Source organism: Actinacidiphila sp. bgisy167, from assembly GCF_057707665.1.
On record NZ_JBYIQP010000095.1, the window covers coordinates 1 to 24517 of the forward strand.

General features: G+C 72.4%; 28 protein-coding genes. 15 read left to right on the top strand and 13 right to left on the bottom strand.

The features are described 5' to 3' along the window. Positions 1 to 267: 267 nt before the first annotated feature. Entirely contained in the window at positions 268 to 531 is a 264-nt protein-coding gene (locus AC3ET4_RS26685) for a hypothetical protein (protein ID WP_431953729.1), read from the bottom strand. A 451-nt stretch (positions 532 to 982) separates the two neighbouring features. Then, positions 983 to 1270: a DUF1905 domain-containing protein gene (locus AC3ET4_RS26690; RefSeq protein WP_431953731.1), complete on the bottom strand. Its 288-nt coding sequence runs from the start codon at positions 1268 to 1270 to the stop codon at positions 983 to 985. 250 nt (positions 1271 to 1520) lie between these two features. On the opposite strand from AC3ET4_RS26690, the gene AC3ET4_RS26695 reads away from it, so the two are divergent. Then, the gene (locus AC3ET4_RS26695; protein WP_488175960.1) at positions 1521 to 1769 is read left to right on the top strand and encodes a hypothetical protein; all 249 of its coding nucleotides are present in this window, start codon (positions 1521 to 1523) and stop codon (positions 1767 to 1769) included. Positions 1770 to 2220: 451 nt separating this feature from the next. Next, positions 2221 to 3180, top strand: coding sequence for a 2-hydroxyacid dehydrogenase (locus tag AC3ET4_RS26700; RefSeq protein ID WP_431953733.1), 960 nt, complete (start codon positions 2221 to 2223; stop codon positions 3178 to 3180). Positions 3181 to 3381: 201 nt separating this feature from the next. Here AC3ET4_RS26700 and AC3ET4_RS26705 read toward each other — a convergent pair whose 3' ends face one another. The 3 genes from AC3ET4_RS26705 to AC3ET4_RS26715 form a co-directional block, all read right to left on the bottom strand. Next, positions 3382 to 4200 (bottom strand): class I SAM-dependent DNA methyltransferase, encoded by an 819-nt coding sequence (locus tag AC3ET4_RS26705; protein ID WP_431953735.1) that lies wholly within the window; start codon positions 4198 to 4200, stop codon positions 3382 to 3384. A 186-nt stretch (positions 4201 to 4386) separates the two neighbouring features. Beyond that, complete coding sequence (sthA, locus tag AC3ET4_RS26710; protein ID WP_431953737.1) at positions 4387 to 5793, bottom strand: Si-specific NAD(P)(+) transhydrogenase; 1407 nt, start codon at positions 5791 to 5793, stop codon at positions 4387 to 4389. Positions 5794 to 6026: 233 nt separating this feature from the next. Further along, complete coding sequence (locus AC3ET4_RS26715; protein WP_431953739.1) at positions 6027 to 7274, bottom strand: glycoside hydrolase 5 family protein; 1248 nt, start codon at positions 7272 to 7274, stop codon at positions 6027 to 6029. Positions 7275 to 7739: 465 nt separating this feature from the next. Between AC3ET4_RS26715 and AC3ET4_RS26720 the strand changes: the two genes are divergently transcribed. Next, entirely contained in the window at positions 7740 to 8768 is a 1029-nt protein-coding gene (locus AC3ET4_RS26720) for a LacI family DNA-binding transcriptional regulator (protein ID WP_431953741.1), read from the top strand. Between the two features lie 498 nt (positions 8769 to 9266). Here the strand turns inward: AC3ET4_RS26720 and AC3ET4_RS26725 are convergent, their stop codons facing one another. Continuing rightward, positions 9267 to 9617 carry a VOC family protein gene (locus tag AC3ET4_RS26725; protein ID WP_431953743.1) on the bottom strand — a complete coding sequence of 117 codons (351 nt, stop codon included), beginning with the start codon at positions 9615 to 9617 and terminating at the stop codon, positions 9267 to 9269. A gap of 159 nt (positions 9618 to 9776) precedes the next feature. Continuing rightward, entirely contained in the window at positions 9777 to 10748 is a 972-nt protein-coding gene (locus tag AC3ET4_RS26730; RefSeq protein ID WP_431953745.1) for a transcriptional regulator, read from the bottom strand. Positions 10749 to 10838: 90 nt separating this feature from the next. Here AC3ET4_RS26730 and AC3ET4_RS26735 point away from each other — a divergent pair, with 90 nt between their 5' ends. Then, positions 10839 to 12053, top strand: coding sequence for an MFS transporter (locus AC3ET4_RS26735; RefSeq protein WP_431953747.1), 1215 nt, complete (start codon positions 10839 to 10841; stop codon positions 12051 to 12053). On the opposite strand, the gene AC3ET4_RS26740 is transcribed toward AC3ET4_RS26735, so the two are convergent. Together AC3ET4_RS26740 and AC3ET4_RS26745 are read right to left on the bottom strand one after the other, a co-directional pair. Beyond that, positions 12007 to 12693, bottom strand: coding sequence for an alpha-ketoglutarate-dependent dioxygenase AlkB family protein (locus AC3ET4_RS26740; protein WP_431953749.1), 687 nt, complete (start codon positions 12691 to 12693; stop codon positions 12007 to 12009). The two genes, AC3ET4_RS26735 and AC3ET4_RS26740, sit on opposite strands and share 47 nt — an antisense overlap. Positions 12694 to 12784: 91 nt before the next feature. Further along, positions 12785 to 13300 carry a methylated-DNA--[protein]-cysteine S-methyltransferase gene (locus tag AC3ET4_RS26745; RefSeq protein ID WP_431953751.1) on the bottom strand — a complete coding sequence of 172 codons (516 nt, stop codon included), beginning with the start codon at positions 13298 to 13300 and terminating at the stop codon, positions 12785 to 12787. Positions 13301 to 13769: 469 nt separating this feature from the next. On the opposite strand from AC3ET4_RS26745, the gene AC3ET4_RS26750 reads away from it, so the two are divergent. Then, entirely contained in the window at positions 13770 to 14291 is a 522-nt protein-coding gene (locus tag AC3ET4_RS26750; RefSeq protein WP_431953753.1) for a hypothetical protein, read from the top strand. Between the two features lie 83 nt (positions 14292 to 14374). Next, positions 14375 to 15340 carry a YihY/virulence factor BrkB family protein gene (locus AC3ET4_RS26755; protein ID WP_431953755.1) on the top strand — a complete coding sequence of 322 codons (966 nt, stop codon included), beginning with the start codon at positions 14375 to 14377 and terminating at the stop codon, positions 15338 to 15340. Between the two features lie 69 nt (positions 15341 to 15409). On the opposite strand, the gene AC3ET4_RS26760 is transcribed toward AC3ET4_RS26755, so the two are convergent. After that, positions 15410 to 16516, bottom strand: a complete 1107-nt coding sequence (locus tag AC3ET4_RS26760) for an NAD-dependent epimerase/dehydratase family protein (RefSeq protein WP_431953757.1) — start codon at positions 16514 to 16516, stop codon at positions 15410 to 15412. Between the two features lie 122 nt (positions 16517 to 16638). Then, positions 16639 to 17844: a MalY/PatB family protein gene (locus AC3ET4_RS26765; RefSeq protein WP_431953759.1), complete on the bottom strand. Its 1206-nt coding sequence runs from the start codon at positions 17842 to 17844 to the stop codon at positions 16639 to 16641. Between the two features lie 148 nt (positions 17845 to 17992). Between AC3ET4_RS26765 and AC3ET4_RS26770 the strand changes: the two genes are divergently transcribed. After that, positions 17993 to 18649 carry a class I SAM-dependent methyltransferase gene (locus AC3ET4_RS26770; protein WP_431953761.1) on the top strand — a complete coding sequence of 219 codons (657 nt, stop codon included), beginning with the start codon at positions 17993 to 17995 and terminating at the stop codon, positions 18647 to 18649. A gap of 57 nt (positions 18650 to 18706) precedes the next feature. On the opposite strand, the gene AC3ET4_RS26775 is transcribed toward AC3ET4_RS26770, so the two are convergent. Beyond that, a complete protein-coding gene (locus tag AC3ET4_RS26775) occupies positions 18707 to 19831 on the bottom strand; it encodes an SRPBCC family protein (RefSeq protein ID WP_431953763.1) in 1125 nt (374 codons plus the stop codon). A 4-nt stretch (positions 19832 to 19835) separates the two neighbouring features. Beyond that, positions 19836 to 20612, bottom strand: a complete 777-nt coding sequence (locus AC3ET4_RS26780; RefSeq protein WP_431953765.1) for a histone protein — start codon at positions 20610 to 20612, stop codon at positions 19836 to 19838. 111 nt (positions 20613 to 20723) lie between these two features. On the opposite strand from AC3ET4_RS26780, the gene AC3ET4_RS26785 reads away from it, so the two are divergent. From AC3ET4_RS26785 to AC3ET4_RS26820, 8 genes are all read left to right on the top strand, one after another. Further along, positions 20724 to 21062 (top strand): gas vesicle protein GvpO, encoded by a 339-nt coding sequence (locus AC3ET4_RS26785; protein WP_431953767.1) that lies wholly within the window; start codon positions 20724 to 20726, stop codon positions 21060 to 21062. A gap of 35 nt (positions 21063 to 21097) precedes the next feature. Next, positions 21098 to 21562: a gas vesicle structural protein GvpA gene (locus AC3ET4_RS26790; RefSeq protein ID WP_431953769.1), complete on the top strand. Its 465-nt coding sequence runs from the start codon at positions 21098 to 21100 to the stop codon at positions 21560 to 21562. A gap of 2 nt (positions 21563 to 21564) precedes the next feature. Then, positions 21565 to 22278 (top strand): GvpL/GvpF family gas vesicle protein, encoded by a 714-nt coding sequence (locus tag AC3ET4_RS26795; protein ID WP_431953771.1) that lies wholly within the window; start codon positions 21565 to 21567, stop codon positions 22276 to 22278. A gap of 98 nt (positions 22279 to 22376) precedes the next feature. Then, a complete protein-coding gene (locus tag AC3ET4_RS26800; RefSeq protein ID WP_431953773.1) occupies positions 22377 to 22640 on the top strand; it encodes a gas vesicle protein GvpG in 264 nt (87 codons plus the stop codon). 4 nt (positions 22641 to 22644) lie between these two features. After that, complete coding sequence (locus AC3ET4_RS26805; protein WP_431953775.1) at positions 22645 to 23097, top strand: gas vesicle protein; 453 nt, start codon at positions 22645 to 22647, stop codon at positions 23095 to 23097. Beyond that, a complete protein-coding gene (locus AC3ET4_RS26810) occupies positions 23090 to 23911 on the top strand; it encodes a GvpL/GvpF family gas vesicle protein (protein WP_431953777.1) in 822 nt (273 codons plus the stop codon). The genes AC3ET4_RS26805 and AC3ET4_RS26810 overlap by 8 nt, the downstream gene beginning before the upstream one ends. Beyond that, the gene (locus tag AC3ET4_RS26815; protein WP_431953779.1) at positions 23908 to 24123 is read left to right on the top strand and encodes a gas vesicle protein; all 216 of its coding nucleotides are present in this window, start codon (positions 23908 to 23910) and stop codon (positions 24121 to 24123) included. Before AC3ET4_RS26810 ends, AC3ET4_RS26815 begins: the two co-directional genes overlap by 4 nt. Then, the coding region (locus tag AC3ET4_RS26820) for a gas vesicle protein K (protein ID WP_431953781.1) at positions 24120 to 24517 on the top strand (398 nt) is incomplete at its 3' end. The genes AC3ET4_RS26815 and AC3ET4_RS26820, both read left to right, overlap by 4 nt.

Below are 24517 nucleotides of genomic sequence, written 5' to 3' on the forward strand. Positions count from 1 at the left end.
GCGTGTGTCGCCACCCTGTTGCCGACTGCGCGCCAGCCGACTCAGTCCGGCTGCGGATCGGCGCGGAGGCGGCCGCATACGGCCGGCGGTTCGGATGCTGACGGCACAGTTCGGTCACCCACCGGGCTGCCCGGGATACGGCGGCCCGGCAGCGGCCGCAGCCTGGGAGTGGAGCGCGGCACGGTCCGTCTCTCCGCCGTCGGGCGCCTGGTTGCCGCGGTCGCGCGCCCCGCAGATTTACCGTGGGGGCCCGCTCCATGTGAGCGCTCAGTCCAACCAGCCATGCCATCGCGTCTGTATCGGCGCGCGCTCTCCTGATGCCCTCTTCTCCGCCAGTATCTGCTCGACGTGCGCCTCCCCTGCGGCCGTGAGATGGAAGTCCGCGTCCATGTCCTCGCTCGGCCACATGACGGCATAGGTGCACGGCGGCTCGACGGGACGAGTCGCGTACCAGAAGCCCGCTACCAGCACGGCGAGTGCGCACGCCAAGGCGCGTTGGCGAGAGGACCACTGGGCCCAGAGGGAGATCATGCGCAGAGGTTAGCTCTGTGCGGTGGGTCTGTCCGGCCCGTGCCTGATGCCGTCACCCCCGGGATCCAGACTCCAGTACCGTGCTTCCCCCTGTGCGGAGACGCAGGCACGTGCGGGCTGCGCCAACCCACGGCCTGCGACTTTCCGCCGAGCCAGGCACGCGCCCGGTGCCCCGGCGGATCCGGCCCCTCGGACGGGCCGTAGCGGTACAGCCGGCGGAACACCGCCCGGCACACGGGGGGGTGCGGTTGCCGCGATCGCGGCAAGCAGTCGCTCGCACAGCTTGACGGACGGCTACGTGCTGACCATCACCCAAGGAGCGCGTCGCAGAGCGGTGGCGGCCTCCAACTCCTGTCGCCCCTGCGTCTCAAGGATGGGGCGCCGACCACGACGGGCCCCCGCTGTACGACGGGACGGGGTCCGCGGGGCGTCGCCGCGGCTCAGCTCAGTCTCAGAGCCGGATCGTCATCCGCACGGTCACGTCGTCCCCGGCGGCGATGTCCTGGAGCTTGCGCACGGCGGCCTTCAGCGGCAGCAGATAGGCGCCGTCCCTGGGGAAGAGCGACGTCGTGAAGGTGGTGTCGCCGATCCCAGCCTCGACGGGGATGACTCCCCATCCGTAGGTGGCCAGCGCGGCCACCTCACGGATGCGATCGGACTCCTCGTCCGGCACGGTGGCGAAGTAGAACGGCGAGGGCCCGCGCCACTCGATCACGTGGCCGTCGAAGACGAGCTCCATGGGGGTGGGTCCTGTTCTTGTCCCGGAGGCCGGTGAGATCGCTCAGCGTACAGGCGGCCCCGCGGAGACGGGGGTACGCGGAACCGCCATTCGGTGAAACCCCGAGGCCGGCAGGGTCCTTGAGTCGAACCTCGGGCCCCCGTGATCACGAGCGCCCACGGCGCGGGCGGGGCTGCGAGGTTCCGGACGAGCCAGGAGCGAGAGCCGCTGCCGTCTCCGCGATCGGCACCGTGATCCCGAGGCCGTTCGGATGAACGGCTTCCTGCTCGGCGGCAAGGAGGACTACGCCGTCGACCGCGAGGCCTCCGAGGGACTGCTCAAGCTCGTCCCAAGCCTCAAGGGGCCGCCCCAACTGGCGCGCCGTCATCTCGGGGCCGCCCGGGGGGACGGCGCAGCGCCGCCTCGTCCACCTCGTGGACCTGCTCAGCCAGTCCTGGGGCTGGACCCCGAGCGACGGGTCGAGGGCGTCCGACTGGCGCTGATCTCGGTGCCAATGTGACGTCGGTCTCGCGTTGTCGTGGCGTCGGGGGGCGGGGCGGGGCGGGACGGTGGCGGGGCGGGGGGCGTCAGGGTGCCGAAAGGCGTGTGGGCCGCGCGGTGGTGTACTCGCGCCCGGGCGGCCTCCCGGCCGGACCCGGGCGGAGTGACGAACGCGACAGTGTTGCGCCGCCTCCATGGGCGGTTCATTGCCTTGTCTTTGCCAAGCCCGGGAAGGAATTCACCTTCCGGTAACACGCGGCCGCCGTCGGCGAGCCTGCGCCGGCATATCGCTGACGGTGCATGTGTTAGCGTTTCGAAGGTTCCTGCGTGACAACGGTGTCACTTTGCTCCGGGCCCGCGGACACAGCCGTCCGCCATGGAAGAGCCCCTGGTCCGAGGGGCGGTGCCCCGCGGAGCCCGATGTGGCGAAACCCGTTATCCGAGACCCACAGAAAAGCACTGCCAAAATTATGCAAGAAAGCCGAGCGGTCTGGCTCCCCTATCGGTCCGGCGAATTCTCCGGTCCGCTTCCCGACGGCCTGTCGTACCACTACTGGGACGGCCTTTCGGCCTTCCCGTCCGACCCCCGGGACGTGCGCTTCGTCGTCGTCCCGCCTGTGCCGGCCAAGCAGCACGAGATCCTGGACCGGCTGCTGAACGCCGCCGAGCGGCTGGAGGTCCTGCAGCTCCTCAGCTCCGGACACGACTACCTCGCCCCCTTCCTGGGACTGCTTCCCTCCGGCGCCCGCGTCTCCACGGCCAACGGCGTGCACGGCGAGGCCACGGCCGAGCTGGCGGTGACGCTGCTGCTGGCCGCGGAGCGCGGCCTCGACGACTTCTCCCGCCGGCACGCCCTGGGCCAGTGGCGGCCCCGGGTGTTCCCCACGCTCTCCGGCAAGGAGGTCATCGTCGTGGGCCAGGGGGCGGTCGGCAAGGCGGTGGCGGCGAGGCTGGCCCCGTTCGGCTGCCGGGTGGTCCGGCTGGCACGCACCGCGCGCGACACCGCGGACGGTCATGTGCACGGGTTCGAGGAACTGTCCTCGCTGCTGCCCTCCACCGACGCCGTCGTGCTGTGCGCGCCCCTGACGGACGAGACGCGCGACCTGATGGACGCTTCCCGCCTCGCGCTGATGAAGGACGGGTCCGTCCTGGTCAACGTGGCCAGGGGAGAACTCGTCGACACGCAGGCGCTGGTGCGGGAGGCCGGGAGCGGCCGGCTGCGCGCCGCCTTGGACGTCACCGCGCCGGAGCCGCTGCCGAGCGGCCATCCGCTGTGGTCCCTGCCGGGCGTGCTGATCACCCCGCACGTCGGAGCGTTCACCGACGCCTTCGTCCCCGCTTCCCTCGCCTTCATCGCGCAGCAGCTGGGTCGCTACGCGCGCGGCGAGGAGCTGGCGAACGTCCTGCCTCTTCTGGTCGCCGCGCACTGAGCGGCTGCCGGTCCCCGGGAGACACCCCGGGGACCGGCAGGCGGCCTCTCGAGGCGCACGACCCGCTCGCCGCCGTGCGGCGTCCGTCACAGGACGACCGGGCCGAGCCGCGGGCCCGCCGAGTCGGGCGCCAAGCGGCATGGGTGCCCAGCAGGAGGCCGCGGGCCGTCCGGGAGGGCGGGCCGCCAAGGCGGCGGGTCGTCAGGACCCCTGCGACGAGAACGGCGCGGCCGGCTCCGCCGCCGGTCCCACCCGCACGCGGATCTTCGACTGCCCGTGGCCCCGCAGTTCCCAGTCGTCCATGAAGCGGGCGCGCAGCCCGTGCCGGGCAGCCAGCTCCAACAGCGTCTCGGTGCGGTAGTAGAAGTCCTCGCGCAGTACGTGGTGTTCCTTCCCCTCGGTGCGGTCGAAGGTGAAGTCGAACCAGCCGTCCGGGGCCAGGATCCGGGGCACGTGTGCCAGGCACTCGTCGATGACCTTCAGCGGCGAGTGCGAGAAGACGCTGTGGGCGTGGACCACGTCGAAGTGGCGTTCCGGCAGGAAGTCGAACGTCAGGTCGTGGGTCAGGGTCAGATACGGCAGCTTGCGCTGCAGGCCCCGCTCGGTGACGGTGCGCTTGGCGGCGATCAGGATGTCGGGGGAGATGTCGATGCCGTAGTAGTGGCCGGTGTCGAGGTAGTCGATGAGGCGCCAGCCCGCCCGCAGGTTGCCGCACCCGATGTCCAGCACCCGGTGCCGCGGCTCCAGGCCGTGTTCGCACAGGTAGTCGAACTGCATCTCGCCCAGCGCCAGCCAGCGGTCGTGGCTGCGGCTGCCGACGGCCGCCTCCGGGTCGCGCGCGGTGTCGCTGGCCATGACGGCCCGGTAGTACGCCACGTGGTCGCGGTGCCGGTGGGCGAGCCAGCGGTCCCGGGCGGCCCGGCGCGCGTGCGCGGCGACCCGCGTGGGGTGCCGGAGGGCGTAGCCGACCTTGTGGGTGAGGCTCGTCCGGTCGACCTGGAGGTTCTTCCTGGTGGCCATGGCGGTGCTCCCTCGAAGGGTCACGGGCGGGTGAGCTTTCGTCCCCTTCCGGGAGGCTGCCACGCGGCGCCCCCGTCGTTCCCCCGCCGAACGGGTGGTGCGTACGTGCGGGGGCCGTCGGCGGGGACCCGCTCGTACGCACCGCCGCCTGCTCCGCCTGCCGGCCTCCCGGCGGGCAGACGGCGGTCAGCCGGTGGTGAGGCGGTTGATCTGGCGGAGCTTGTTGGTGGCGTCGAGGGCGGCCACCTTGTACGACTCGGCGAGGGTCGGGTAGTTGAACACCGCGTCGACCAGGTAGTCCACCGTGCTGCCGCAGCCCATCACCGCCTGGCCGATGTGCAGGAGCTCCGTGGCGCCGGAGCCGAAGCAGTGGACGCCCAGCAGGGTGCGGTCCTCCGTCGACACCAGCAGCTTCAGCATGCCGTGCGAGTCGCCGATGATCTGGCCGCGGGCCAGCTCGCGGTAGCGCGAGACGCCCACCTCGAAGGGCACGTTGTCGTCGGTGAGCTGGTCCTCCGTTCGGCCGACGAAGCTGATCTCCGGAATCGTGTAGATGCCGATCGGCTGCAGGCCGTTCATCGCGTTCACCGGTTCGCCGCAGGCGTGGTAGGCGGCGAGCCTGCCCTGCTCCATGGAGGTGGCCGCGAGCGCCGGGAAGCCGATGACGTCCCCGACGGCGTAGATGTGCGGCACGGAGGTGCGGTAGTGCTGGTCGACGGATATGCGGCCGCGCTGGTCGGCGGCCAGGCCCGCCTTGCCCAGGTCGAGGCTGTCGGTGAGGCCCTGCCGCCCGGCCGAGTACATGACGGCGTCCGCCGGGATCTTCTTCCCGCTCTGCAGGACGGTGAGAGCGCCCGTCGGATGCCGCTCCACGGCTGCCACGGTCTCGCCGAAGCGGAAGGTCACGGCGAGGTCACGCAGATGGTATTTGAGCGCCTCGACGACCTCGACGTCGCAGAAGTCCAGCATCCCCTCCCGCTGTTCGACGACCGTCACTTTGCTGCCCAGCGCGGCGAACATCGAGGCGTACTCGATGCCGATGACTCCTGCGCCGACGATGACCATGGAGCGCGGAACCCGGTCCAGGTTGAGCACGCTGTCGGAGTCCAGCACCGTGCGGTCGTCGAACTCCACGGTCGACGGACGGGCCGGGCGGGTACCGGTGGCGATGACGATGTTGTCGGCCGTCACCAGCACCTCACGACCGGCCGGGTCCTGCACGGCGACGGTGTGGTCGTCGGTGAAACGGCCGGTGCCCGTGAGCATGGTGACGCGATTGCGGGAGAGCTGACTGCGGATCACATCCACCTCGCGGCTCACCACATGCTGGGTGCGCGCGGTGAGGTCCGCGATGGTGATGTCCTCCTTGAGGCGGTAGCTCTGGCCGTACAGATCGCGCTGCGTGAGCCCGGTCAGGTAGAGCACGGCCTCACGCAGGGTCTTCGACGGGATGGTGCCGGTATGGATGGACACCCCGCCGACCATGTCGGGGCGGTCGACGACGGCGACCCGGCGGCCCAGCTTGGCCGCGGCGATGGCCGCTTTCTGGCCACCCGGGCCGGATCCGATGACGAGCAGGTCGTATGCGGTCACCCGAGGAGTCTGCCAGGCCGCGGCGTCCCCGGGAAGGAGTTGCCGACGGTGCGGCCGTGAGCTGTCCCCGAGCCCCCGGGCACGGGTACGGGACCCGCGCCCGGGGGCCCGCCGGGGGACGGGCTCGTGGGGCTCGGCGGGGCGGTACGGGCCGTGGAGGCCCGGGTGGCGCCGCGGGCCCCGGGCTGTGAGCCCGGATGACGCGTGGCCCGAGTGCCAAGCGGACGGGGGGATCAGCGGACCTCGGCGGGGGTGACGACCTCGGTGATGCCCCGGGCGGCCAGGTGTGCCGCGTCCGCTGCCCTCTCGGCGAGCACGAGTGCGGGCCGTACACCCTGGGCGGTCAGCGCTGCCCACGCCTCGAACACCTCGCCGCCGGGGGCGCAGCCGGCCCGCCGGGGGGCCGTCAGGCTGTCGCCGACATCGACGGCGAGTGCGGTCGTCCGGGGCCGCGGCGGCGCGTAGCCGCGCTCGCGCAGCTCCGCCACGGCGCGGGCCACGGCGGCGCCCGTCGGCTTGACCTCGCGGTCGTTGGTGAGGAGACCGAGGGTGTACTCGAGTTCGGGGAAGTCGGCGAGTGACCGGTCGACGTCGTGCGAACACCACCAGGTCACACCCCACACGTCCGCGCAGTCCAGGGCATTGGCGATGGTGGCGGCGGCGAAGGCCGGGGCGTGCTCCGGCGGGACCACGGGAGCGGGGGCGCCGACCTCCTGCAGCCAGACCGGTCGGTGGGGATCGGCGGCCCAGGCCTTGGACAGCTCGATCAGGTACGCCGCGTGGTGCTCGGTGGCGACGCCCGCGTGGCCGTGGCGCTGGGCCGTTCCGTTGAAGACCCAGGAGTGGACGGCGGTCGCGAAACCGAGCCTGGCGGCCAGGCCGGGGGTGAAGGCATGGCCGTCCTGGTACCAGGCGGCGTCGTACTCGGCGTGCAGGTGGAGCCTGCCGGGGGCGCCCCGCTCGCAGGCGTCGAGCATGAGGCGCAGCCAGGCCTCGGCCTCCGCCGGGCCGATGGGGTCCGGATCCGGGTGCGGCGTGCCCGAGAACTGGTTGATCTCGTTGCCGACGGTCATGCCGAGGAAGTTGGGCCGGTCGGCGAGTGCCGCGGCGAGGGTGCGCAGGTACTCGGCCTCGGCGGCGACGACATCCGGGTCGGTGAAGATGTTCCGGCGGTGCCAGGTGGCCGTCCAGGAGGGCAGGAAGTCGAAGCTCGACAGGTGGCCCTGCAGGCCGTCGACGTTGACGTCCAGTCCGCGGTCGGCGGCGGCGTCGACCAGCGCGACCAGCTGCTCCACGGCGCGCGGACGGATCAGGGTGCGGTTGGGCTGGAAGAGCGGCCACAGCGGGAAGACCCGGATGTGGTCCATGCCGAGGCGGGCGATGGAGTCCAGGTCGGCGCGGACGGCGTCGAGGTCGAAGTCGAGCCAGTGGTGGAACCAGCCCTGGCTGGGCGTGTAGTTGACGCCGAAGCGCGGTGTCATGGCGGTTCCCGTGGTCGTACGAGTGGGGGACGGGCGCGCGGCGGCGGAACCGGTGGTCGCGGGGCGGTCGGGGGATGTCCGTCCCGTGATCGGCGCGGCTGGGGGGAGCCGCCGCAGCGCGCCCACGACAAGGTGGCATTGCGCCAGAATAAAGTCAACTCGCGTCTCTCACTTGGCGCTTGGTGGGACATCAGCACAGGTCACCGGTGTGTCGCCAGTAATTGAGCGGAATCACTAATGCGCTTTAGGCGTGCTGCGCTCAAGCGCTTTAGCGCGCGTCCCTGTTCTGCTGGGGGATACTGGTCCCCGCGTCGTGCCGCCCGGGCCTGGCGCGCACGACGTCAGGCGGAGCATCCGAGGGGGCCCACGATCGCGGCGCACGAGCCACCGGTGGAGCCGCCGCCCGCTGCCGGGACCGGCCGACGCGTCTCTGTGCGGCGCCCCGCGGTGAAGCGGCGGCCCACGATGAAGGACATCGCCCGGCGGGCCGGTGTCTCGGAGAGCGCCGTCTCCTTCGCTCTCAACGACCGCCCCGGGGTCTCCGAGGCCACCCGCCGGCGCGTGCGCCAGGTCGCCGACCAGCTCGGCTGGCGGGCCAGCACCGCCGCGCGGGCCCTGTCGGGGGAGGGGGCCGCGACCGTGGGCCTGGTGCTCGCCCGCCCGGCGAGAACGTTGGGCGTGGAGTCGTTCTTCCTCCAGTTCGTCTCCGGCATCCAGGAGGTGCTCTCGGAACGCCATCTCGGCCTGCTCTTCCGGGTGGTGGCGGGCGCCGAGGAGGAGTGCGCGGTCTACCGCGGGTGGTGGGCCGAGCAGCGGGTCGACGGGGTCATCGTGGTGGATCCCCAGATCGGCGACCCGCGGCCCGCCCTGCTGGACTCCTTGGGGTTGCCCGCCGTGGTGGTCGGCGGGCGCGACGTCAACGGCGAGCCGCGGGCGGCCGCCCCGTACCCGGTGATCTCCAGTGTCCGGGTGGACGACGCGGCCGCCATGGGCGCGGTCGTCGAGTACCTTGCGGGCCTGGGCCACCGGCGGGTGGTGCACGTCGCGGGGCTGCCCGGCCTGGCGCACACCACGCGCCGCATCGCCTCGCTACGGGCCTGCGCCGCGCGGCTGGGGATGCCCGGGGTCCGCTCGGTCACCACCGACTACTCCGAGGGCCAGGGCGCGGAGGCCACCCGCCTGGCGCTGGCCGGGACCGAGCCGCCCACGGCGATCATCTACGACAACGACGTGATGGCGGTCGCGGGTGCCGGAGTGGCTCTCGAGATGGGACTGACCGTACCGCGCGACCTGTCGGTCGTCGCCTGGGAGGACTCGGCGCTCTGCCGGGCCACGCATCCGCGGCTTACCGCACTGGACCGCGACGCGACGGCCTTCGGGCGGCGCGCGGCGGAGGAGCTGGTCAGCCTGCTCGGCGGCGGCCCGGCGCGTGACCTGCCCCAGCCTATGCCGCAGCTCGTCGTCCGCGACAGCACGGCAGCGCCGCGGGGCTGAGCGGACCGCCGCGCGGCTGAGCCGCAGTGTCGCCGTGCCGCGCACCGCGGAGCCGGGCCGGGAGCGGCCGCGCTCGGCAGGCAGGGCACCGCCGCGCGTGGCCGACCGCGTGGTGCCGGGGGCAGTGGGCGGGTGCGGGTTCTTCTCACGCCCCCCGGGCGCACGGACGGGCGCACGGATACGGGTCGCGGACGAGGAGGGCGGGGGCTGGGCGCTCCTCGGCGGTGTGCGTGGGTGGCGTGGCGGGCATCAGGCACAACCGGGCTCCGTGACCCGTTCTGTCAGGCCGTCGCGCGTCGTGCCGTGCAGCTCCACGAACCGCAGGTCGGTCCGGGTAGCAGAACAGGAACCAGCGCGGCACGAAGCTGCGGTGCCGGCCTGCTCGGGTGCGCCGCGCCACCCCCATCCGGTTTCCGGGCAGTTGTGTCCGCGCTGCAGGTCTTCGGGGCGTCGGACAACGGTCCGGCCTTCGCTCGGCGCTTCCGCCAGTGCTTCCGCTCAGCTCTTCCGCTCACTCAGGACGCAGAACTCGTTGCCCTCCGGGTCGAGGAGGGTCACCCAGTGCTCGTCCTGCGCGATGTCGGCGCGCCGGGCACCGAGGGAGAGCAGCCGGGCTACCTCGGCCTTTTGATCCTCGGGGCGGAAGTCGGGGTGGAGCCGGTTCTTCGACGTCTTGCCCTCGGGGACAGGCACGAAGAGCAGCCCCGGCATCCGGTCCGGCTCAGGTCGGATCTCGACGATCTCCTCGGATTCGTCGACCACCACCCATCCGAGAGCCTCGGCCCACCAGTGCCCGAGAGCGACGGGGTCGGCGGAGTCGACGATGATCTGTTCCCATTCCAGTGCCATGGGCTTGATCATAGACAGGACCGGTGACTTCGACTCCCCCACTTCCGGCAGCTGCTGTTCGTGGGCAACCGCCCCGCCCCGCAGGCCCGCTGACCTGTCCACTGGTCGCGGTCGCAGCACGAGGGCAGCGCGGGTCCGAGACCACCGCCGCATCGTCCCTCAGCCTTCCTGCTGGACCGCGACCAGTGCGTCGCCGGTCTCCGTCCGGGAGTAGAGCACGGAACGCCCCGCCCGCCGCCGCCGTACCAGGCGGGCGTCCAGCAGCACCCGCAGATGGCGCCGCACGGAGCCGAGCCCCTGACCGGTCAGGGCGATCAACTGCGTGGTGCTCATCGGCGTCGCGAGCAGCACCAGGACCGCCGCGCGCGCCGGACCGAGCAGTACACCCAGCGCCTCGGGCACCCGCTCCCGCCCCGCCTCGGTCAGTGCTCCCGAGCACGGGTACACCACCGCGTACCGTATGTGGTCGTCCCAGGACACCCAGCCCGTGCTCGGGGTGACGGGAACGAACATCAGCCGGGCACCCGACAGGTCGCGGGGCGGGAGATCCCGCGTGTTGATCTGCAACCGGCCCTCGCCGAGCCAGCGCATTCCCCGGCGCATGCCGTCCAGTGCCTCCGCCCATCCGCCGCGCCCCAACCGGGCGGTGCGCGCCACGACGTCGGCCTCGATGACCCGCCGCCGACGCGGCCAGTCGGGCAGCACCGTGTGCGTCCAGACCCAGGCGACGACGTCGGCCGCGCGCTCCGGCAGATCGGCCCGGCACAGCGCCCGTGGGAGCGGTCCGCCGAGCGACACGGTCAGATGCCCGCGCGCGGCCTCCGGAGGGGTCAGCCGGATGCGCGCCAGCTCCTCCTCGAAGCAGGGGAGGCCGTCGCCGGCGGGCGTGGGCGTGAGGAAGTCCGCGTTCCAGGTGCGCCCCAGCGCGGCGCGCACCAGCAGCCCCGTCACCGGGTCGGCCGCCAGCCGCTCCCGGTACGCCGGCAGATGCGCCTCGAGCCAGCGGCGCTCGCCGGGGTGAGCGGCCGTGCCCCGGTCGAGAAGCTTGAGGGCCGCGATGGCCTCGGCCAGCGGGGAGACGACGAACCGGCTGCTGACCAGCGTCTCCGCGTCGACCAGCCACCAGCCCATGGTTCCCTCCCCCCACGCCCCGCACGGCCGCGTTTCGCGCCCGCGCGAAACATTTACCACCTGATCCCGGGCCGCTGAGACTCGGGGCCCATGCGCACCTACCAAGAACTCTTCCGCACGCCGGAGTTCACCCCGCTCTTCGTCTTCTCCACCGCGCAGGTCGCGGCGCAGACGGTGAGCGCCCTGGCCCTGGGCACCCTGGTCTACGACGCCACGGGCTCCCCGCTGCTGTCCGCCGTCGCCATGTTCGGCCCGTCCCTCGCGCAGGTGGCCGGGGCGGCGACCCTGCTGTCGGCGGCCGACCGGCTGCCGCCGCGTGCCGCGCTCATCGCGGTCGCCGCGCTGTTCTCGCTCGGCGCCGCGGCGCCGGCCGTACCCGGCCTGCCGATGTGGGCCGTCTTCGCCATCCTGACCGCATCGGGTCCCGTCGCCTCCCTCGGCGGCGGAGTGCGCTACGGACTGCTCCACGAGATCCTGCCCGAGGGCGGATTCCTCCTGGGCCGTTCCCTGCTGAACATGTCGACCGGCACCATGCAGATCTGCGGCTTCGCCGCCGGCGGGCTGCTGCTGGACGCACTGTCCCCGCGCGGGGTCCTGCTCGTCGGCGCCGCGCTCCACCTCGCGTCCGCGGTCGCCGCCCGGGCCGGCCTGAGGGCCAGGCCGCCACGCGCGGGAGGCCGGCCCTCGGCGGCCGAGACCTGGCGGACGAACGTGCTGTTGTGGTCCGCCCGGCCGCGCCGCTCCGTGTACCTCGCGCTCTGGGTGCCCAACGGCCTGATCGTCGGCTGTGAGTCGCTCTTCGTGCCCTACGCGCCCGACCACGCCGGACTGCTGCTGGCCGCCGCGGCCTGCGGCATGCTCGCCGGCGACACGGTGGCCGGCCGGTTCGTCCCGCCGATGTGGAGGGAACGCGCGGGCGCGGCGCTGCGACTGCTGCTCGCGGCCCCCTACCTGGTCTTCGTGCTGCACCCGGCGCCGCCCCTCGCGGCGGCCGTCGTCGCCCTCGCCTCCGTCGGCTATGCCGCGAGCCTGCTGCTGCAGGAGCGGCTGATGGCCCTGACCCCGGACGAACTCAGCGGTCACGCCCTCGGCCTGCACTCCTCGGGCATGCTCGCCTGTCAGGGACTGGGCGCCGCCCTCGCGGGGGCCGTCGCCCAGCACACCTCTCCGGCGGCCGCGATGACGGTCGTGGCCGCGGTCTCCCTCGCCGTGACCTTGGCGCTGGCCGCCGACCTGCGACCGGGCAGCGAGGCGGACCTCAGGCCCGTGGCTCCCGCCGCGGCGTCCCGTCGTCCAGTCCCGTGACGCGCATCGTGATGTTCAGCCGACCGGAGGCGAGACCGGTGGCCGGGTCGCCCGTGCCCGGATGGACCTTCGGCACACCGTGGTACGCGAAGCGGGACGGGCCGCCGAAGACGAAGAGGTCGCCGGAGGCGAGCTCCAGGTCGGTGTACGGGCGGTTGCGGCTCTCGGGGGTGCCGAAGCGGAAGACGCAGGTGTCGCCGATGGTCAGCGACACGACGGGGGCGTCGCTGCGTTCGTCCTTGTCCTGGTGCATCCCGAGCTTGGCGTCCCCGTCGTAGAAGTTGATCAGTGCGGTGTCGGGGGTGTAGCCGTCGCCCGCCGCAGGGTCCTCGTACGCCTCGACCAGGGCGCGGCGGCCCAGCGCGACCATCCAGTCCGGGAAGGGGGCGACCCGGGCGCCGTTCACGTCGTCCGCGGTGCGGGTGTAGCGGTACGGCAGCCAGTGCCAGCCGATGCAGACCGTCCGCACCGACATCACCCCGCCGCGGGGCAGACGGGTGTGCCGGATCGGCACCGGGCCCGTCGCCCATCCGCGGCAGGCGACGACCAGCTTCCACTGCTCGTCCATGGTGAGCCAGCCTGGGACGTGGACCGCGCCCGGCGCCACCCGCAACCGGGGACGCGGGATCAGCGCGTCCACCGGGCACCCCCGCCTTCCGGGGCGGCCGGTATGGGCCGGTCGGCGGTGCCGGCCGGCTGGGGTGCGGGCGCTGCGGGAGGCGGGGCCGTCTTCACGCCGCCCCGCGCCGGGCCTCGAGATCCAGCAGCAGTCGCTTGCGCTCCACCCCGCCCGCGTAGCCGGTCATGGCGCCCTTGGCGCCGACGACGCGGTGGCAGGGACGGACGACCAGCAGCGGGTTGCGGCCGATCGCGGTGCCGACCGCGCGCGACGAGGAACGCGGGACGCCCATCGCCTCGGCGACGTCCGCGTAGGTGAGCGTCGTGCCGTAGCCGATGGTCTCCAGGGTCGCCCACACCCGCTGCTGGAAACCGGTGCCCCCGGCGGTGAACTCGAGATCGAAGTCCCTCAGTTCGCCCGCGAAGTACGCCCGCAGTTGGTGGGTGACGTGGGCGAAGGCGGCGTCGTCGGCACGCGTGCCGTCCGCAAGGTCCGCCGGGACGACGCCGCCCTTCTGACCCGGCACCGACAGCGAGGAGAGCGCGGTGCCGCCGGTCGCGGTGGGCGACTCCTCACCGACCAGCAGCAGCTCGCCCAAGGGGCTGTCGAGTGTCGTGTAGAGCGTCATCGTCCTTGCCTTTCGTCAGTGCTCTCAGCGGCGTCCACTGTGGCGCCACGGCTCAGCGCCGACATCCGGCGGGCCGTACCCATGGCCCGGCCCCTGCGGGCGGATCCGCCGCGGCCGGCCGGCGCGCCACAGCGGGTGTGCCGCGCGCTCGGGCGGCAGCGGATCCCCGTCGTCACCACCGTGCTGAGCAGCCCGGCGTCGGGGTGGGTGCCGCGGCCGCGCACCACCACCCTCCTGCTGCTGGTCCCCAAGGTCGAGTCGCTCGTCACCCCTCCACTGTGCGGCATCGCGGGGGCGGGCCGCTGGCGGAAATCGGACGTCGCGTTCCCGGACGCGGAAGAGCGGCGGGCACGGGTCCCGACGCCCGTGCCGCACGACCGGCGGGGGAGACTTCGGGCCGGTCGACGGGGCGAGCCGCCCCCGTGTGTGCGACCGTGCGGGTCCGGAGCGCCTCGGTGATGCTGAAGAGGTGACAGCCAGCTCCGCCCCGCACGAACTGACCGGCCAGGAGGTACCCGAGCCGGGCCGCGCCAACTACACCGGTGCCGTCTACGGGTCCCTGCTGGCCGCCTCGGTGGTGGCCGGATCGAGCGCGGCGGGCCCGTACCCGCGGCTGCAGCTGGTGCTGCTGCTGATCTGCACCGGCCTGGTGTTCTGGGCCGCCCACGTCTACGCCGGCTTTGTCGGCGACCGGCTGCGCAGCGGCAAGGCCACCTGGCAGGAGGTCTGCCGGCTGTGCGTACGCGAGTGGCCGATCGTGCAGGCGGCGCTGCTGCCGGCGGTGGCTGTCGCGGTGAGCCCGCTGCTGGGGCTCGGATGGGAGGGCACGGGATGGCTGGCCCTGATCGTCGCCGTGGCCCAGCAGGTCGCATGGGCGGGCGCCGCCGTCATACGCGTGGGCGCGTCCAGCTGGGCGGTGGTGTCGGTGGGCGTCGTGAACCTGGTGCTGGGCTCGATCATCGTGGCGGCGAAGGTCGCCCTCCAGCACTGAGCGGTGGTGCCGGCGCCATGGCATACGGTCGTTCGGCGGCGTCGACGAGTGGGGCACGCGGTGCCCCGAGGCGGTGAACGCGCATGGCTCGCCGGCCCCGGGCAGGCGCCCGCAAGCCCACCCAGCTTCCCCAGGAGTCATGGCGCGCCGTGCTCCGGCGCACGGTGAAGGAGTTCTGGGCGGACCATCTGACGGACTGGGCTGCGGCCCTGACCTACTACGCCGTCCTGTCGGTCTTCCCCGCCCTGCTCGTCATGGCCTCGGCCGTCAGCCTGCTGGGCGGACCCGGTGTCGAGGGCCTGATCGCCAACACGAGCGGACTCGCGCCGGGGCCGGTGCGCGAGACGCTGACCGGCGTGCTCGGGCAGCTGCGGCGCGGCGTCGGACGAAACGGCCTCGCTCTCGCGGTCGGCGTCGTGGTCGCCGTGTGGTCGTCCTCCAACTATGTGGCGACCTTCATGCGGGCCGCCAACGCCCTCTATGACGTCGACGAGGGCAGGCCCCTGTGGAAGACACTGGCCGGCAGGTTCGTCATCCCCGTGGTGCTGCTGGTCGTCACGACGCTCATCGCGATCGGCGTGGTCTTCACCGGAGCCCTGGCGAGAAAGGCGGGTCAGGTGCTGGGGGTCGGCGACGCCGCGCTCGGTGTGTGGGGCGTCGTCAAGTGGCCGGTGATGCTGGTGCTGTTCGGCCTGGTTCTCGCACTCCTGTACGGGGCTGCACCCAATGTGCGGCACGGCGGCTTCCGCTGGGTGAGCCCCGGCAGCTGCCTGGCCGTGGTCATCTGGGCGGCCGCTTCCGCGCTCTTCAGCCTCTATGTGTCGGGCATCGCGGACTACACCAGGCTCTACGGAAGCCTGGGCGCCGTCATCGTCTTCCTCGTGTGGTTGTGGATCTCCAACATCGCCGTCCTCCTCGGCCTGGAGTTCAACGCCGAACTCGAGCGGGCCAGGGCCCGGCCGTACGGCGGCCTGGACGACGGCCCCGACGTCAAGGTGCCGAAGGCCGCCCCGCAGGACACCGAGCGCCTCCACACCGACGAAGGATGACGACGGGGGGCAGACACACCGGGGGTACCACGGGGAAGTCCGCGCCGGTGCCGTCGGGCCGCCGCGGCCTCACGGCCTTGAGCCCACGCCCGTCGCGACCTCGTGGAGCCGGCCGGCGGCCCCGCCCGGATCCAGCGGGGCGGTCGAGATGTCGCCCGCACCCTCGCGCAGGCCCGCGAGGAACTCCCCGATCGCCTGCGTGGCGGTGTGACGGGGCTCCCACCCCAGTTCCCGGCGGGCCCGCGTGATGTCCATCAGCGGCAGCATGAGCACCGCGTCGAACAGGCCGGGAGACGCCGGCACCAGATGCAGCCGCCACGCCCCTGCCAACGCCGCCCGTACCGCGCCGCGCGGCATGCGGACGACCTGCGCTCCGAGCAGCGCGGCGAGTTCGCCCGCGTCCAGCGGGGGATCGGCCGCCAGGTTGAAGGCGCCGCGGACAGGGCGGTGCACCGCGAGCCGGTAGGCCTCGGCCGCGTCGTCGGAATGCAGGGCCTGGAAACGCAGCCCGCGCATGTCCGGGACGACCGGCACGAGGCGCGGTCGCACGAGCCGGTTCGGCAGGAAGGGACCGGCGAACAGACGGCGTTGCTGGGCGGAGGCCTCCCGCTTGAAGATGAAGCCCGGCCGCATGCGCACCACGCGTACCTGAGGGTGTTCCCGCTCGAAGGTGTCGAGACAGCGTTCGACGTATGCCTTCTCCCGGCTGTAGGCGGCCCCGGGCCAGCCGTGCGTGGGCCAGGACTCGTCGACGGGGTACCGCTTGGGGCCGGGGGAGTAGGCCGCCACCGAGGAGGCGTGCACCAGGGTGGGCACACCGGCCTGTGCGACCGCCTCGAAGACGCGAATGGCGCCCAGGACGTTGGTGCGCCAGGTGATCGCCGGGTCGTGGGTGGGCTGCAGCAGCCAGCCCAGGTGGACGACGGCGTCCGCGCCGCGCAGGTGCTCCACGAGGCGCGTTCTGTCGTCGCCGATGTCGGCGTGCACCCACGAGGTGCGCTCGGGCCGCCACTCCTTGGGGATTCTCCGGGCGATGCCGACGACGTGCGCCACCGCCGGGTCGTCGCCGAGCGCCCGCACCAGGCTGGTCCCGACGTTTCCGGTCGCCCCCACGACGACGACGCGCAGGGCGCGGCCGCCGTCGGGTGCGGGGTCGTACGCGAGGTCGTGCGTCATGGTGCTCGCCTCCTGGGGGCCGCCGGGTGCGCCGGAGCACTGGGCGGCGCCGGGTCCGTTCGCCCCGGCCTCCCGGCGGCCTGTCCGATGCGTGTCCTGTGCCTGTCCCGGTGTCGGGGCGGCTACCCGGTGAGGGACGTTTCAGACCTCGGCCGCGGGCGCGCGCCGACCGCCTCGGCCATCCGGCGCACCGCCTCCGTGAGTACCTCGGGCGTCGTCGCGAGGTTCAGCCGTACGTGCCCCTGGCCGCCGGTGCCGAAGTCGGGCCCCGCGCTGAGGGCCACCCTGCCGCGGGCGAGGAAGGCGGCGGACGGGTCGTCGCCCAGCCCCAGTTTCCGGCAGTCCAGCCACGCAAGGTAGGTCCCCGGGGCCGGGCGATAGCGGATCTCCGGCAGGTGCTCGTCGAGCAGACCGGCGAGCAGCCGCCGGTTGTCGGCGAGATCGCCCAGCACGGCGTCCAGCCACGGACCGCCCTCGCGGAGCGCCGCGGTGTGAGCGATGACGCCCAGGTGGCTCGGTCCGTGGCTGACCTCCTCCGGCATGCGGGCGAGGTCGTCCGCCGCCTCGGGGCCGGCCAGGGCGAGAGCAGCCTTCAGCCCGGCCAGGTTCCAGCCCTTCGACGCGGACATCAGCGCCAGGCCGTTCTCACCGCCGGGCACGCTCAGATACGGCACGAACGCCGCCTCGGCCGTCACCAGGGGCGCGTGGATCTCGTCCGCCACGACCCGCACGCCGTACCTCCCGGCCAGCGCCGCCACCGCGGTCAGTTCCTCGGCGGTGTGCACCGTGCCGGTCGGATTGTGCGGGCTGCACAGCAGGTAGGCGGCCCGGCCGCCGCCGGTTGTGGACCGGGCGAAGGCCTTTTCCAGCGCCGCGAGGTCCAGCCGCAGGTCGGGGCCGAGCGGGGCCTCCACCACGCGGCGGCCCATGTGCGTCACGAACTGGTAGAAGGGCGGATAGACGGGGCAGTTGACGATCACGGAGTCCCCGGGCTCCGTGACGAGCCGCAGCATCTCGACGACCCCCAGCATCACGTCGGGGACGACGGACGCGCGCTCCACGACCAGGCCGTCCCATCCCCACCGTGCACGGGCGAAGTCCGCCAGGGCCTCCGCGTACGCGTCGCCCGCCGGATATCCCGTGTCGCCGACCGCGATCGCCTCCGTGAGCGCACGGGCCACGGGGCCGGCCAGCGGCACATCCATCTCCGCTACCCACAACGGCAGCACGTCCTCCGGATGCGTGCGCCACTTCATGCTCGTCCGGCGCCGCAACTGGTCGAGTGAGAGGCGGCGCAGCGGATGGTGGTCATTCGGCGAGATGTCCATGACGCCCAACATAGGCGCGGACCCGCAGCGGGGGCAGAGGGCCGCCGACAGGGCTGTTGCCGAACCGGCAAGAGAACTTGTCCCGTCGCGCGCGGGACCGCATTGTCGGGGGCGGGTCCATATCCGCGGCACAAAGGAGACGACATCCATGACCGACGGCAGCACCAGCGCCGAGCGCGCCGAGTCCGAGGCGGAGTTCTGGGATGCCCGCTACGCCGGGAGCGACCGCGTATGGAGCGGCGAGCCCAACATCGTCCTGGTGCGCCGGGTCGGCGGCCTCAAGCCCGGCAGGGCGCTCGACCTGGGCTGCGGCGAGGGCGCCGATGCGGTCTGGCTGGCCCGGAAGGGCTGGCGGGTCACCGCCGTCGACATCTCCCGCGTCGCCCTGGAGCGGGCCGCCGCCCATGCCGCGGCGGAGGGCATCGCCGCCGGGGTCATCGACTGGCAGCGCCATGACCTGGGCGAGACGTTCCCCGAGGGCGCCTACGACCTCGTCTCCGCGCAGTTCCTGCACTCGCCGTACGACATGCCCCGCGAGCGGATCCTGCGCGCCGCCGCGTCGGCCGTGGCGCCCGGTGGCGTGCTGCTGATCGTCGGGCACGCCGGTTTCCCGGCGTGGGAGACCGAGCCGCACCCGCACGTGCACTTCCCGACACCGCAGGAGGTGCTGGAGAGCCTCGACCTCGCCGAGGAGGAGTGGGAGGTGGTGCTGGCCGACGAGCACGAGCGCATCCAGAGCGACCCCGACGGGCGGCCCACGACCCGCGTGGACAACACCCTGGAACTCCGCCGCCTGGCGCGGTGACCCGCCGCGCGGCGGGCCTTCGCTCTACGCCCCTGGGGACGAGGAAGTGACGGGGCGTCATCGGCGTGCGCCCGCATACTCCTCCTCGTCCTCCTCCTCGTCGTACTCGTCGTCGTACTCGCCGTCCTCGGGTTCCTCGTCCTCTTCGTCCTCGTCCGCCAGGTCCTCCTCGTCCTCCTCGTCCTCCTCGTCCTCCTCGTCGTACTCGTCCTCGTCCTCCTCGTCCTCCTCGTCCTCCTCGTCCTCGTCTTCCGCGCCCTCTTCGTCTTCCTCGTCCTCGGGGTAGCCCTCCTCCTCGGGCTCTTCCTCGCCCTCGGGCTCTTCCTCGTCCTCCGGGTACTCCTCGCCTTCCTCGCCCTCTTCGGCCTCCTCCGCCTCGAGGGCCTCCTCGTGCGTGCGCACGACCTCGCCGTCGCGGATCTCGCCGCGCCAGCCGTCGGGTTCCTCGTTGGTGAGCGAGACGTAGCGGACGAAGTGTTTGAAGTCGAGCCGCAGCCGCCGGCCTTGGGCGCGCCAGATGTTGCCGGTCTTCTCGAACAGGCCGGAGGCGTAGTACTCGACGACGAGGACGATGCGGGTCAGGGTCGGAGTGAGCTCGTGGAAGCTGACGCAGCCACGCGTCGTGCCCTTGGCGCCGTCGGAACTCCAGATGATGCGCTCGTCCGGGACCTGTTCCACGACCGTGGCCTTCCAACCGCGGGTGGAGGGGCCGACTTTGACCTTCCAGTCGCTTGACGTGTCGTCGCCTTTGGAGACGCTGCGGACGCCCTTGGTGAAGGCGCTGAACTTCTCGAACTGGGTCCAGTGGTCGTAGGCGAAGCGGATCGGGACGCCGACGTCCTGGACCTCGACGATGTTCGTCACCTTCTGCGTACCGGACTTGCGGCCCTTGCCGGCCTTGCCGCCCTTGCCACCGCCGAGCATCTGCTTGGCCTTGTCGAACACGCCGCCTCCCAGCGCCTTGAGCGGTGAGTCGCCTTGAAGGATCTTCAGGCCGGCCTTGGGGAGCACCCCGCCGTTCTCGGCCACGCCCATCAACTGATCGGTGAGATCGGCGACCTTGTCGCCCGCCTTGTCGGCCAGGTTCCCCACCTGGGCGCCGACGAAGCCGGCGAGTTCGTCGCGCAGTTGGTCCAGGCCGGAGACCTGGCCGTTACCGGTGTCCTGTGCCGTCCTGGCCATCGGGCTACCTCCGCCGTGTGGACGTCTTCTTCGCCGCCGTCTTCTTCGCCGGTGCCTTGCGTGCCGTGGTCTTCCTGGTGGGCGCGGCGGTCTTCTTCGCCGCCGTCTTCTTCGCCGGTGCGGCCGTCTTCTTGGCCGCTGTCTTCTTGGCGGCGGTCTTCTTCGCCGGCTGGGCCTTCCTCGCGGGAGTCTTCCCCGCAGCCGACTTGCGTGCCGGGCGGCGCTCCGGTTCGCGCTCGGGCCCGGGCTGCCGACGCTTCTCGGCGCGGCGGCGTTGAGGCGGTTCCTCTTCACCCTCGCCCTCTTCGTCCTCCGCCTCGTCCTCGGCCTCCGCGCCGCCGGGTTCCTCCTCCGCCCTCGACGGGCGGCGCCGCTTCGGCCGGGGCTCGCCCGCGGCCTCCTCTTCTTCCCTGTCTTTCGGCTCGTATTCCTCTTCCGTGTCCTCTTCTTCGCCGCTCTTTTTCTTGGCCCCGATCCGGGACGTGCGGTCGTGCAACACGCCCGCCAGATCAGCCAGCTTGCGGTCCGCTGCAGCTGTGACGGCCTTGCGGCCGGCGTCCATCAGCTGGCCGCGCACCTGCTCGCCCAGGTCGGCGACCTGCGGAACGTCCTGCAGCTTGCGAATACCCTCGGTGACCAGTTGTTGCGGATCGAGTCCGGCGCGGCGACCTCCTGCGAGAAATGTCGCCATCGTGAAGGCGAGCCGTCCCTTCTTGGTGCGCCCGAGTACATAGCCACCGGCGACTGCGGCAGCAAGGGCGATCTTGGTCGTGTCCTTCATCAGCATTCCCTTCGGAAAGCGACCCGGCGCCGCACACGGGTTGTGGGGTGTATATGCTGAAATAGTACGTTTCTTAGTGGGGGTGGCGCTCTTCCGGAACCGGAGAACGGAATGGCCGCAAGCGACAGAAACGCCCGTGGCAGAAGCCCCAGGCGCGGCCGGGACGAGGCGGCTGCGGAGCGGCCGCGCAAGCGCTCCGCCGCATGGGCGATGCGGTCCGCCGCGGATCAGCTCTTCGAACTCCTCGGCCGCAGGCCGGAGTCCGTCTCGGCGGTCAAGCCCGCCGGCGAGGGATGGGAAGCGGACGTCGAGGTACTGGAGTTGGAGCGCGTGCCCGAGACCACCAGCGTGATGGCCACCTATCACGTGAAGCTCGACGAGGAGGGCGACCTGGTGGCCTACGAACGCACCCGCCGTTACACGCGGGGGCAGATCGACCGGCGCTTCTGAGAACGCGAGACGGCGAGGCGCTGAAGGGAGGCGCTATGACCGTGGTGCCGCAAGGCGGCGGCGGTATGTCCAGAGGCGGTACGGGGAGCCTGTACGACGTCCTGGAGCTCATCCTGGACCGAGGGCTCGTCATCGACGTCTTCGTGCGCGTGTCGCTGGTGGGCATCGAGATCCTCAAGATCGACGCGCGCATCGTCGTGGCCAGCGTCGACACGTATCTCCGCTTCGCCGAGGCGTGCAACCGCCTCGACCTGGAATCCGGCCGCAAACAACCCGCCCAGCTCACCGACCTCGTCGGCGAGATCACCGAGGGCGGCGCCAAGGGCAAGTCCAAGGGCGCGCTCAGCGGCGCCGTCGAGGCGGTCACGGGAGCCCTCAAGGGCGGCGATCAGGACGAGGAGGAGTACGAGGAAGAGCCCGTGGAGGAGGAAGCGGAGTACGAGGAGCAGCCCCGGCAGCGCAGGAGCAGCAGGCGCACCTCCCGGCGGGAGAGGGAATGACCATGGCCGTCTACGTCTACTCCATCACCTCGAAGGAACATCCGGCGCGCCTGGACGGCCTCACCCCCGTCGGCGGTTCCGACCGGCCGCTGCGAACGGTGACGAGTGCCGACCTGTCCGCCGTCGTGAGCGAGGCCCCCCAGGATCTGCGCCCGCGCCGCAAGGACGTGCTCGCCCACCAGGCGGTACAGGAGCGGCTGATGGCCGACGGCGCCGTGCTGCCGCTGCGCTTCGGCTTCACGGCGCCCGACGAGGACGCCGTGCGCGCCGTCCTGGAGGACCGTGCGGTCGAGTACCAGGAGAAACTGAAGAATCTGGAAGGCTGCGTCGAATACCACCTGAAGGTCTCGTGGGACGAGGACTCGCTGCTGCGCCGGATCCTCGACGAGAACGACGAGGCACGCCGGCTCAACGAGCAGATCCGCGGCGGAACGGCCTCCCCCGACATGCCGCTGATGCTGGGCGAACTGATCGCCAACGAGGTCGAGGCACGCCAGCAGGCCCTCGGGGCGGGCATCGTCGAGGCGTTGCGCCCCTTCGTCCGGGACGACGCGGCCACCGCCCCGGCGGGTCAGGACTTCCTGAGCGTCTCCTTCCTGGTGGACGACACCAAGGAGGAGATGTTCCTCGCCACCCAGCTCAGCCTGGCCAATCAGGTCGGCGAGGAGTGCGACTTCCGGCTGCTGGGACCGCTGCCCCCGTACAGCTTCGTGTGACGGGCACGAGCGCGGCGAGGAGCTGGGAGAACGGAGAGAGCGCGGGGACCGGGAACGAGGACGAGAAGGACACGAAGGACGGACGACGAGGAGGCGGTATGGGACTGTTCACACAGATCGTCACCCTCCCCCTCGCGCCGGTGCGCGGGGTGGGCTGGGTCGTCGAGCGGGTGCTCGAGGCCGCCGAGCGGGAGTACTACGACCCCGAGCCCGTCGAACGCGAACTCGCCGCCCTGGAGAAGGAACTCCTCGCCGGCCGGATCGACGAGGAGACCTTCGAGGCACGCGAGGAGGTCCTGCTCGACCGCCTCGAGGAGATCGCCGCCTTCCGGCGTGGCGAGCCGCCCCCCGAGACGAGGTGATGCTGTGACGGACTCCCCGGCCGGCCGGCTCGGTTCGTATCCCACGAGGGCCGCTCCGCAGCCGTCCCCCTACGGGCAGGGGTCGTCGGCAAACCTGGCCGACATCCTGGAGCGCGTCCTGGACAAAGGCATCGTCATCGCAGGCGACATCCAGATCAACCTGCTCGACATTGAACTGCTCACCATCAAGCTCCGGCTCCTTGTGGCCTCCGTCGACAAGGCCAAGGAGATGGGCATCGACTGGTGGGAGCACGACCCGTCGCTGTCCTCGCGCGCACACGGGGAGAGCAGCCTCGCGCGGGAGAACCAGCGGCTGCGCGAGGAGATCGAGGAGTTGAAGGGCGCGCGCGAACTGACGGACACGGCGCGCGGCAGCGTGGCCTCCCGCCACCGCACGCGGGCCTCCTCGGCGGCACACCGCCGCCGCGGCGGAGCCGGGACGGACGACGATGGATGACGACCGGGTCAGCTACGCGTACGCCGTACTGCGGGGCGGCGGCCTGCCGGGCGGCGTCGTGGAGGCGCTGACAGGCGTCGGGGGAGCCCCGGTGCGGCTGGTGACCTCCGGTCCGCTGGCCGCCGCCGTCAGCCCGGTGCCCGCGACGGACTTCCAGGAGGACGCCCTCCGTCGGCACCTGGAGAACCTGGACTGGCTGGAGGCCGTCGCCCGCGCCCACCACACCGTCATCGAGGCGCTCTCCGCACACACCACCGTGCTGCCGCTGCGGCTGGCCACGGTCTACCTGGACGACGAACGCGTCCGCGATGTGCTGCGGACCGGCGGCGATGCGTTCGCGGAGGTTCTGGACCGGCTGGCGGGCCACCTCGAATGGGGAGTCAAGGTCTACGTGGACGCTCCGGCCGCCGCCGGGCCCTCCGGTGCCGCCGAGGACCTCAGCCCCGGCCGCGCCTATCTCCAGGCCCGCCGAGCCCAGCGGCACTCCCGCGACGAGGCCTACCGTGGGGCCCAGGAAGCCGCCGCACGCGTCGAGAGGATCGGCCGCGAACTGGCGGCCGGGCACGCCCGGCACCGCGTGCAACAGGGCCAACTCGCCTCCGGCGCCGGGGAGAACGTCCTCAACGACGCATTCCTCGTCGCGCACGAACAAGCCGAGGCATTCCGCACCCGCGTCCGTGCCGCCGGCGAAGGACTGCGCGGGGTGCGCGTCGATGTCACGGGCCCCTGGGCCCCGTACTCCTTCGCCGCCCTCCCCGGCGCCCCCCGCCCGGATCCGGACGGGGACCCGGACGCGGCGAAAGCGGCGCCGTGACGGCGGCCGACCACGCCCCCGAACCCCTGGCGGAACGTCAGGTGGCCCTCGTGGACCTGCTCGACCGCCTCCTCAGCGGCGGAGTCGTCCTCACCGGCGACGTGGTGCTGTCCATCGCCGACATCGACCTCGTGCGCATCTCCCTGCGCGCGCTGATCGTCTCCATCAGCGAGCGCAACCCGTCCCCATGGGGGCAGGAGCCCGGACCATGACCGCCCCGGACCTGCCCGGCCGCGGCCGGCCCGCGGACCGCCTCGGCGAGGTCGCGGACGCCGCCGCCCGAGCCTTCCGCCTCCTGCCCGCCGTCCCGCGCGACACCGCGCCGTCCCGCCCGGCCCGCCGGATCAGCACCGACCCCGACACGGTGGAACGCGATCTCATGAAGCTCGTCCTGACCCTCGTCGAACTCCTTCGTCAGCTCATGGAGCGCCAGGCCCTCCACCGCGTCGACGCGGGCGACCTCACCGAGGAGGAGGAAGAACGCCTCGGCGCCACCCTGATGATCCTCCACGACCGGATGGAGGGCCTCTGCGAGCGGTACGGCCTCTCCATGGCGGACCTCAACCTCGACCTCGGTCCCCTGGGCACGCTCCTCCCGCCGGACTG

Coding starts and splice junctions, on each gene's coding strand:
- AC3ET4_RS26685 (WP_431953729.1), bottom strand. CDS start 531: ATGATCTCCCTCTGGGCCCAGTGGTCCTCTCGCCAACGCGCCTTGGCG.
- AC3ET4_RS26690 (WP_431953731.1), bottom strand. CDS start 1,270: ATGGAGCTCGTCTTCGACGGCCACGTGATCGAGTGGCGCGGGCCCTCG.
- AC3ET4_RS26695 (WP_488175960.1), top strand. CDS start 1,521: ATGAACGGCTTCCTGCTCGGCGGCAAGGAGGACTACGCCGTCGACCGC.
- AC3ET4_RS26700 (WP_431953733.1), top strand. CDS start 2,221: ATGCAAGAAAGCCGAGCGGTCTGGCTCCCCTATCGGTCCGGCGAATTC.
- AC3ET4_RS26705 (WP_431953735.1), bottom strand. CDS start 4,200: ATGGCCACCAGGAAGAACCTCCAGGTCGACCGGACGAGCCTCACCCAC.
- AC3ET4_RS26715 (WP_431953739.1), bottom strand. CDS start 7,274: ATGACACCGCGCTTCGGCGTCAACTACACGCCCAGCCAGGGCTGGTTC.
- AC3ET4_RS26720 (WP_431953741.1), top strand. CDS start 7,740: ATGAAGGACATCGCCCGGCGGGCCGGTGTCTCGGAGAGCGCCGTCTCC.
- AC3ET4_RS26725 (WP_431953743.1), bottom strand. CDS start 9,617: ATGGCACTGGAATGGGAACAGATCATCGTCGACTCCGCCGACCCCGTC.
- AC3ET4_RS26730 (WP_431953745.1), bottom strand. CDS start 10,748: ATGGGCTGGTGGCTGGTCGACGCGGAGACGCTGGTCAGCAGCCGGTTC.
- AC3ET4_RS26735 (WP_431953747.1), top strand. CDS start 10,839: ATGCGCACCTACCAAGAACTCTTCCGCACGCCGGAGTTCACCCCGCTC.
- AC3ET4_RS26745 (WP_431953751.1), bottom strand. CDS start 13,300: ATGACGCTCTACACGACACTCGACAGCCCCTTGGGCGAGCTGCTGCTG.
- AC3ET4_RS26755 (WP_431953755.1), top strand. CDS start 14,375: ATGGCTCGCCGGCCCCGGGCAGGCGCCCGCAAGCCCACCCAGCTTCCC.
- AC3ET4_RS26760 (WP_431953757.1), bottom strand. CDS start 16,516: ATGACGCACGACCTCGCGTACGACCCCGCACCCGACGGCGGCCGCGCC.
- AC3ET4_RS26765 (WP_431953759.1), bottom strand. CDS start 17,844: ATGGACATCTCGCCGAATGACCACCATCCGCTGCGCCGCCTCTCACTC.
- AC3ET4_RS26770 (WP_431953761.1), top strand. CDS start 17,993: ATGACCGACGGCAGCACCAGCGCCGAGCGCGCCGAGTCCGAGGCGGAG.
- AC3ET4_RS26775 (WP_431953763.1), bottom strand. CDS start 19,831: ATGGCCAGGACGGCACAGGACACCGGTAACGGCCAGGTCTCCGGCCTG.
- AC3ET4_RS26780 (WP_431953765.1), bottom strand. CDS start 20,612: ATGAAGGACACGACCAAGATCGCCCTTGCTGCCGCAGTCGCCGGTGGC.
- AC3ET4_RS26785 (WP_431953767.1), top strand. CDS start 20,724: ATGGCCGCAAGCGACAGAAACGCCCGTGGCAGAAGCCCCAGGCGCGGC.
- AC3ET4_RS26790 (WP_431953769.1), top strand. CDS start 21,098: ATGACCGTGGTGCCGCAAGGCGGCGGCGGTATGTCCAGAGGCGGTACG.
- AC3ET4_RS26795 (WP_431953771.1), top strand. CDS start 21,565: ATGGCCGTCTACGTCTACTCCATCACCTCGAAGGAACATCCGGCGCGC.
- AC3ET4_RS26800 (WP_431953773.1), top strand. CDS start 22,377: ATGGGACTGTTCACACAGATCGTCACCCTCCCCCTCGCGCCGGTGCGC.
- AC3ET4_RS26810 (WP_431953777.1), top strand. CDS start 23,090: ATGGATGACGACCGGGTCAGCTACGCGTACGCCGTACTGCGGGGCGGC.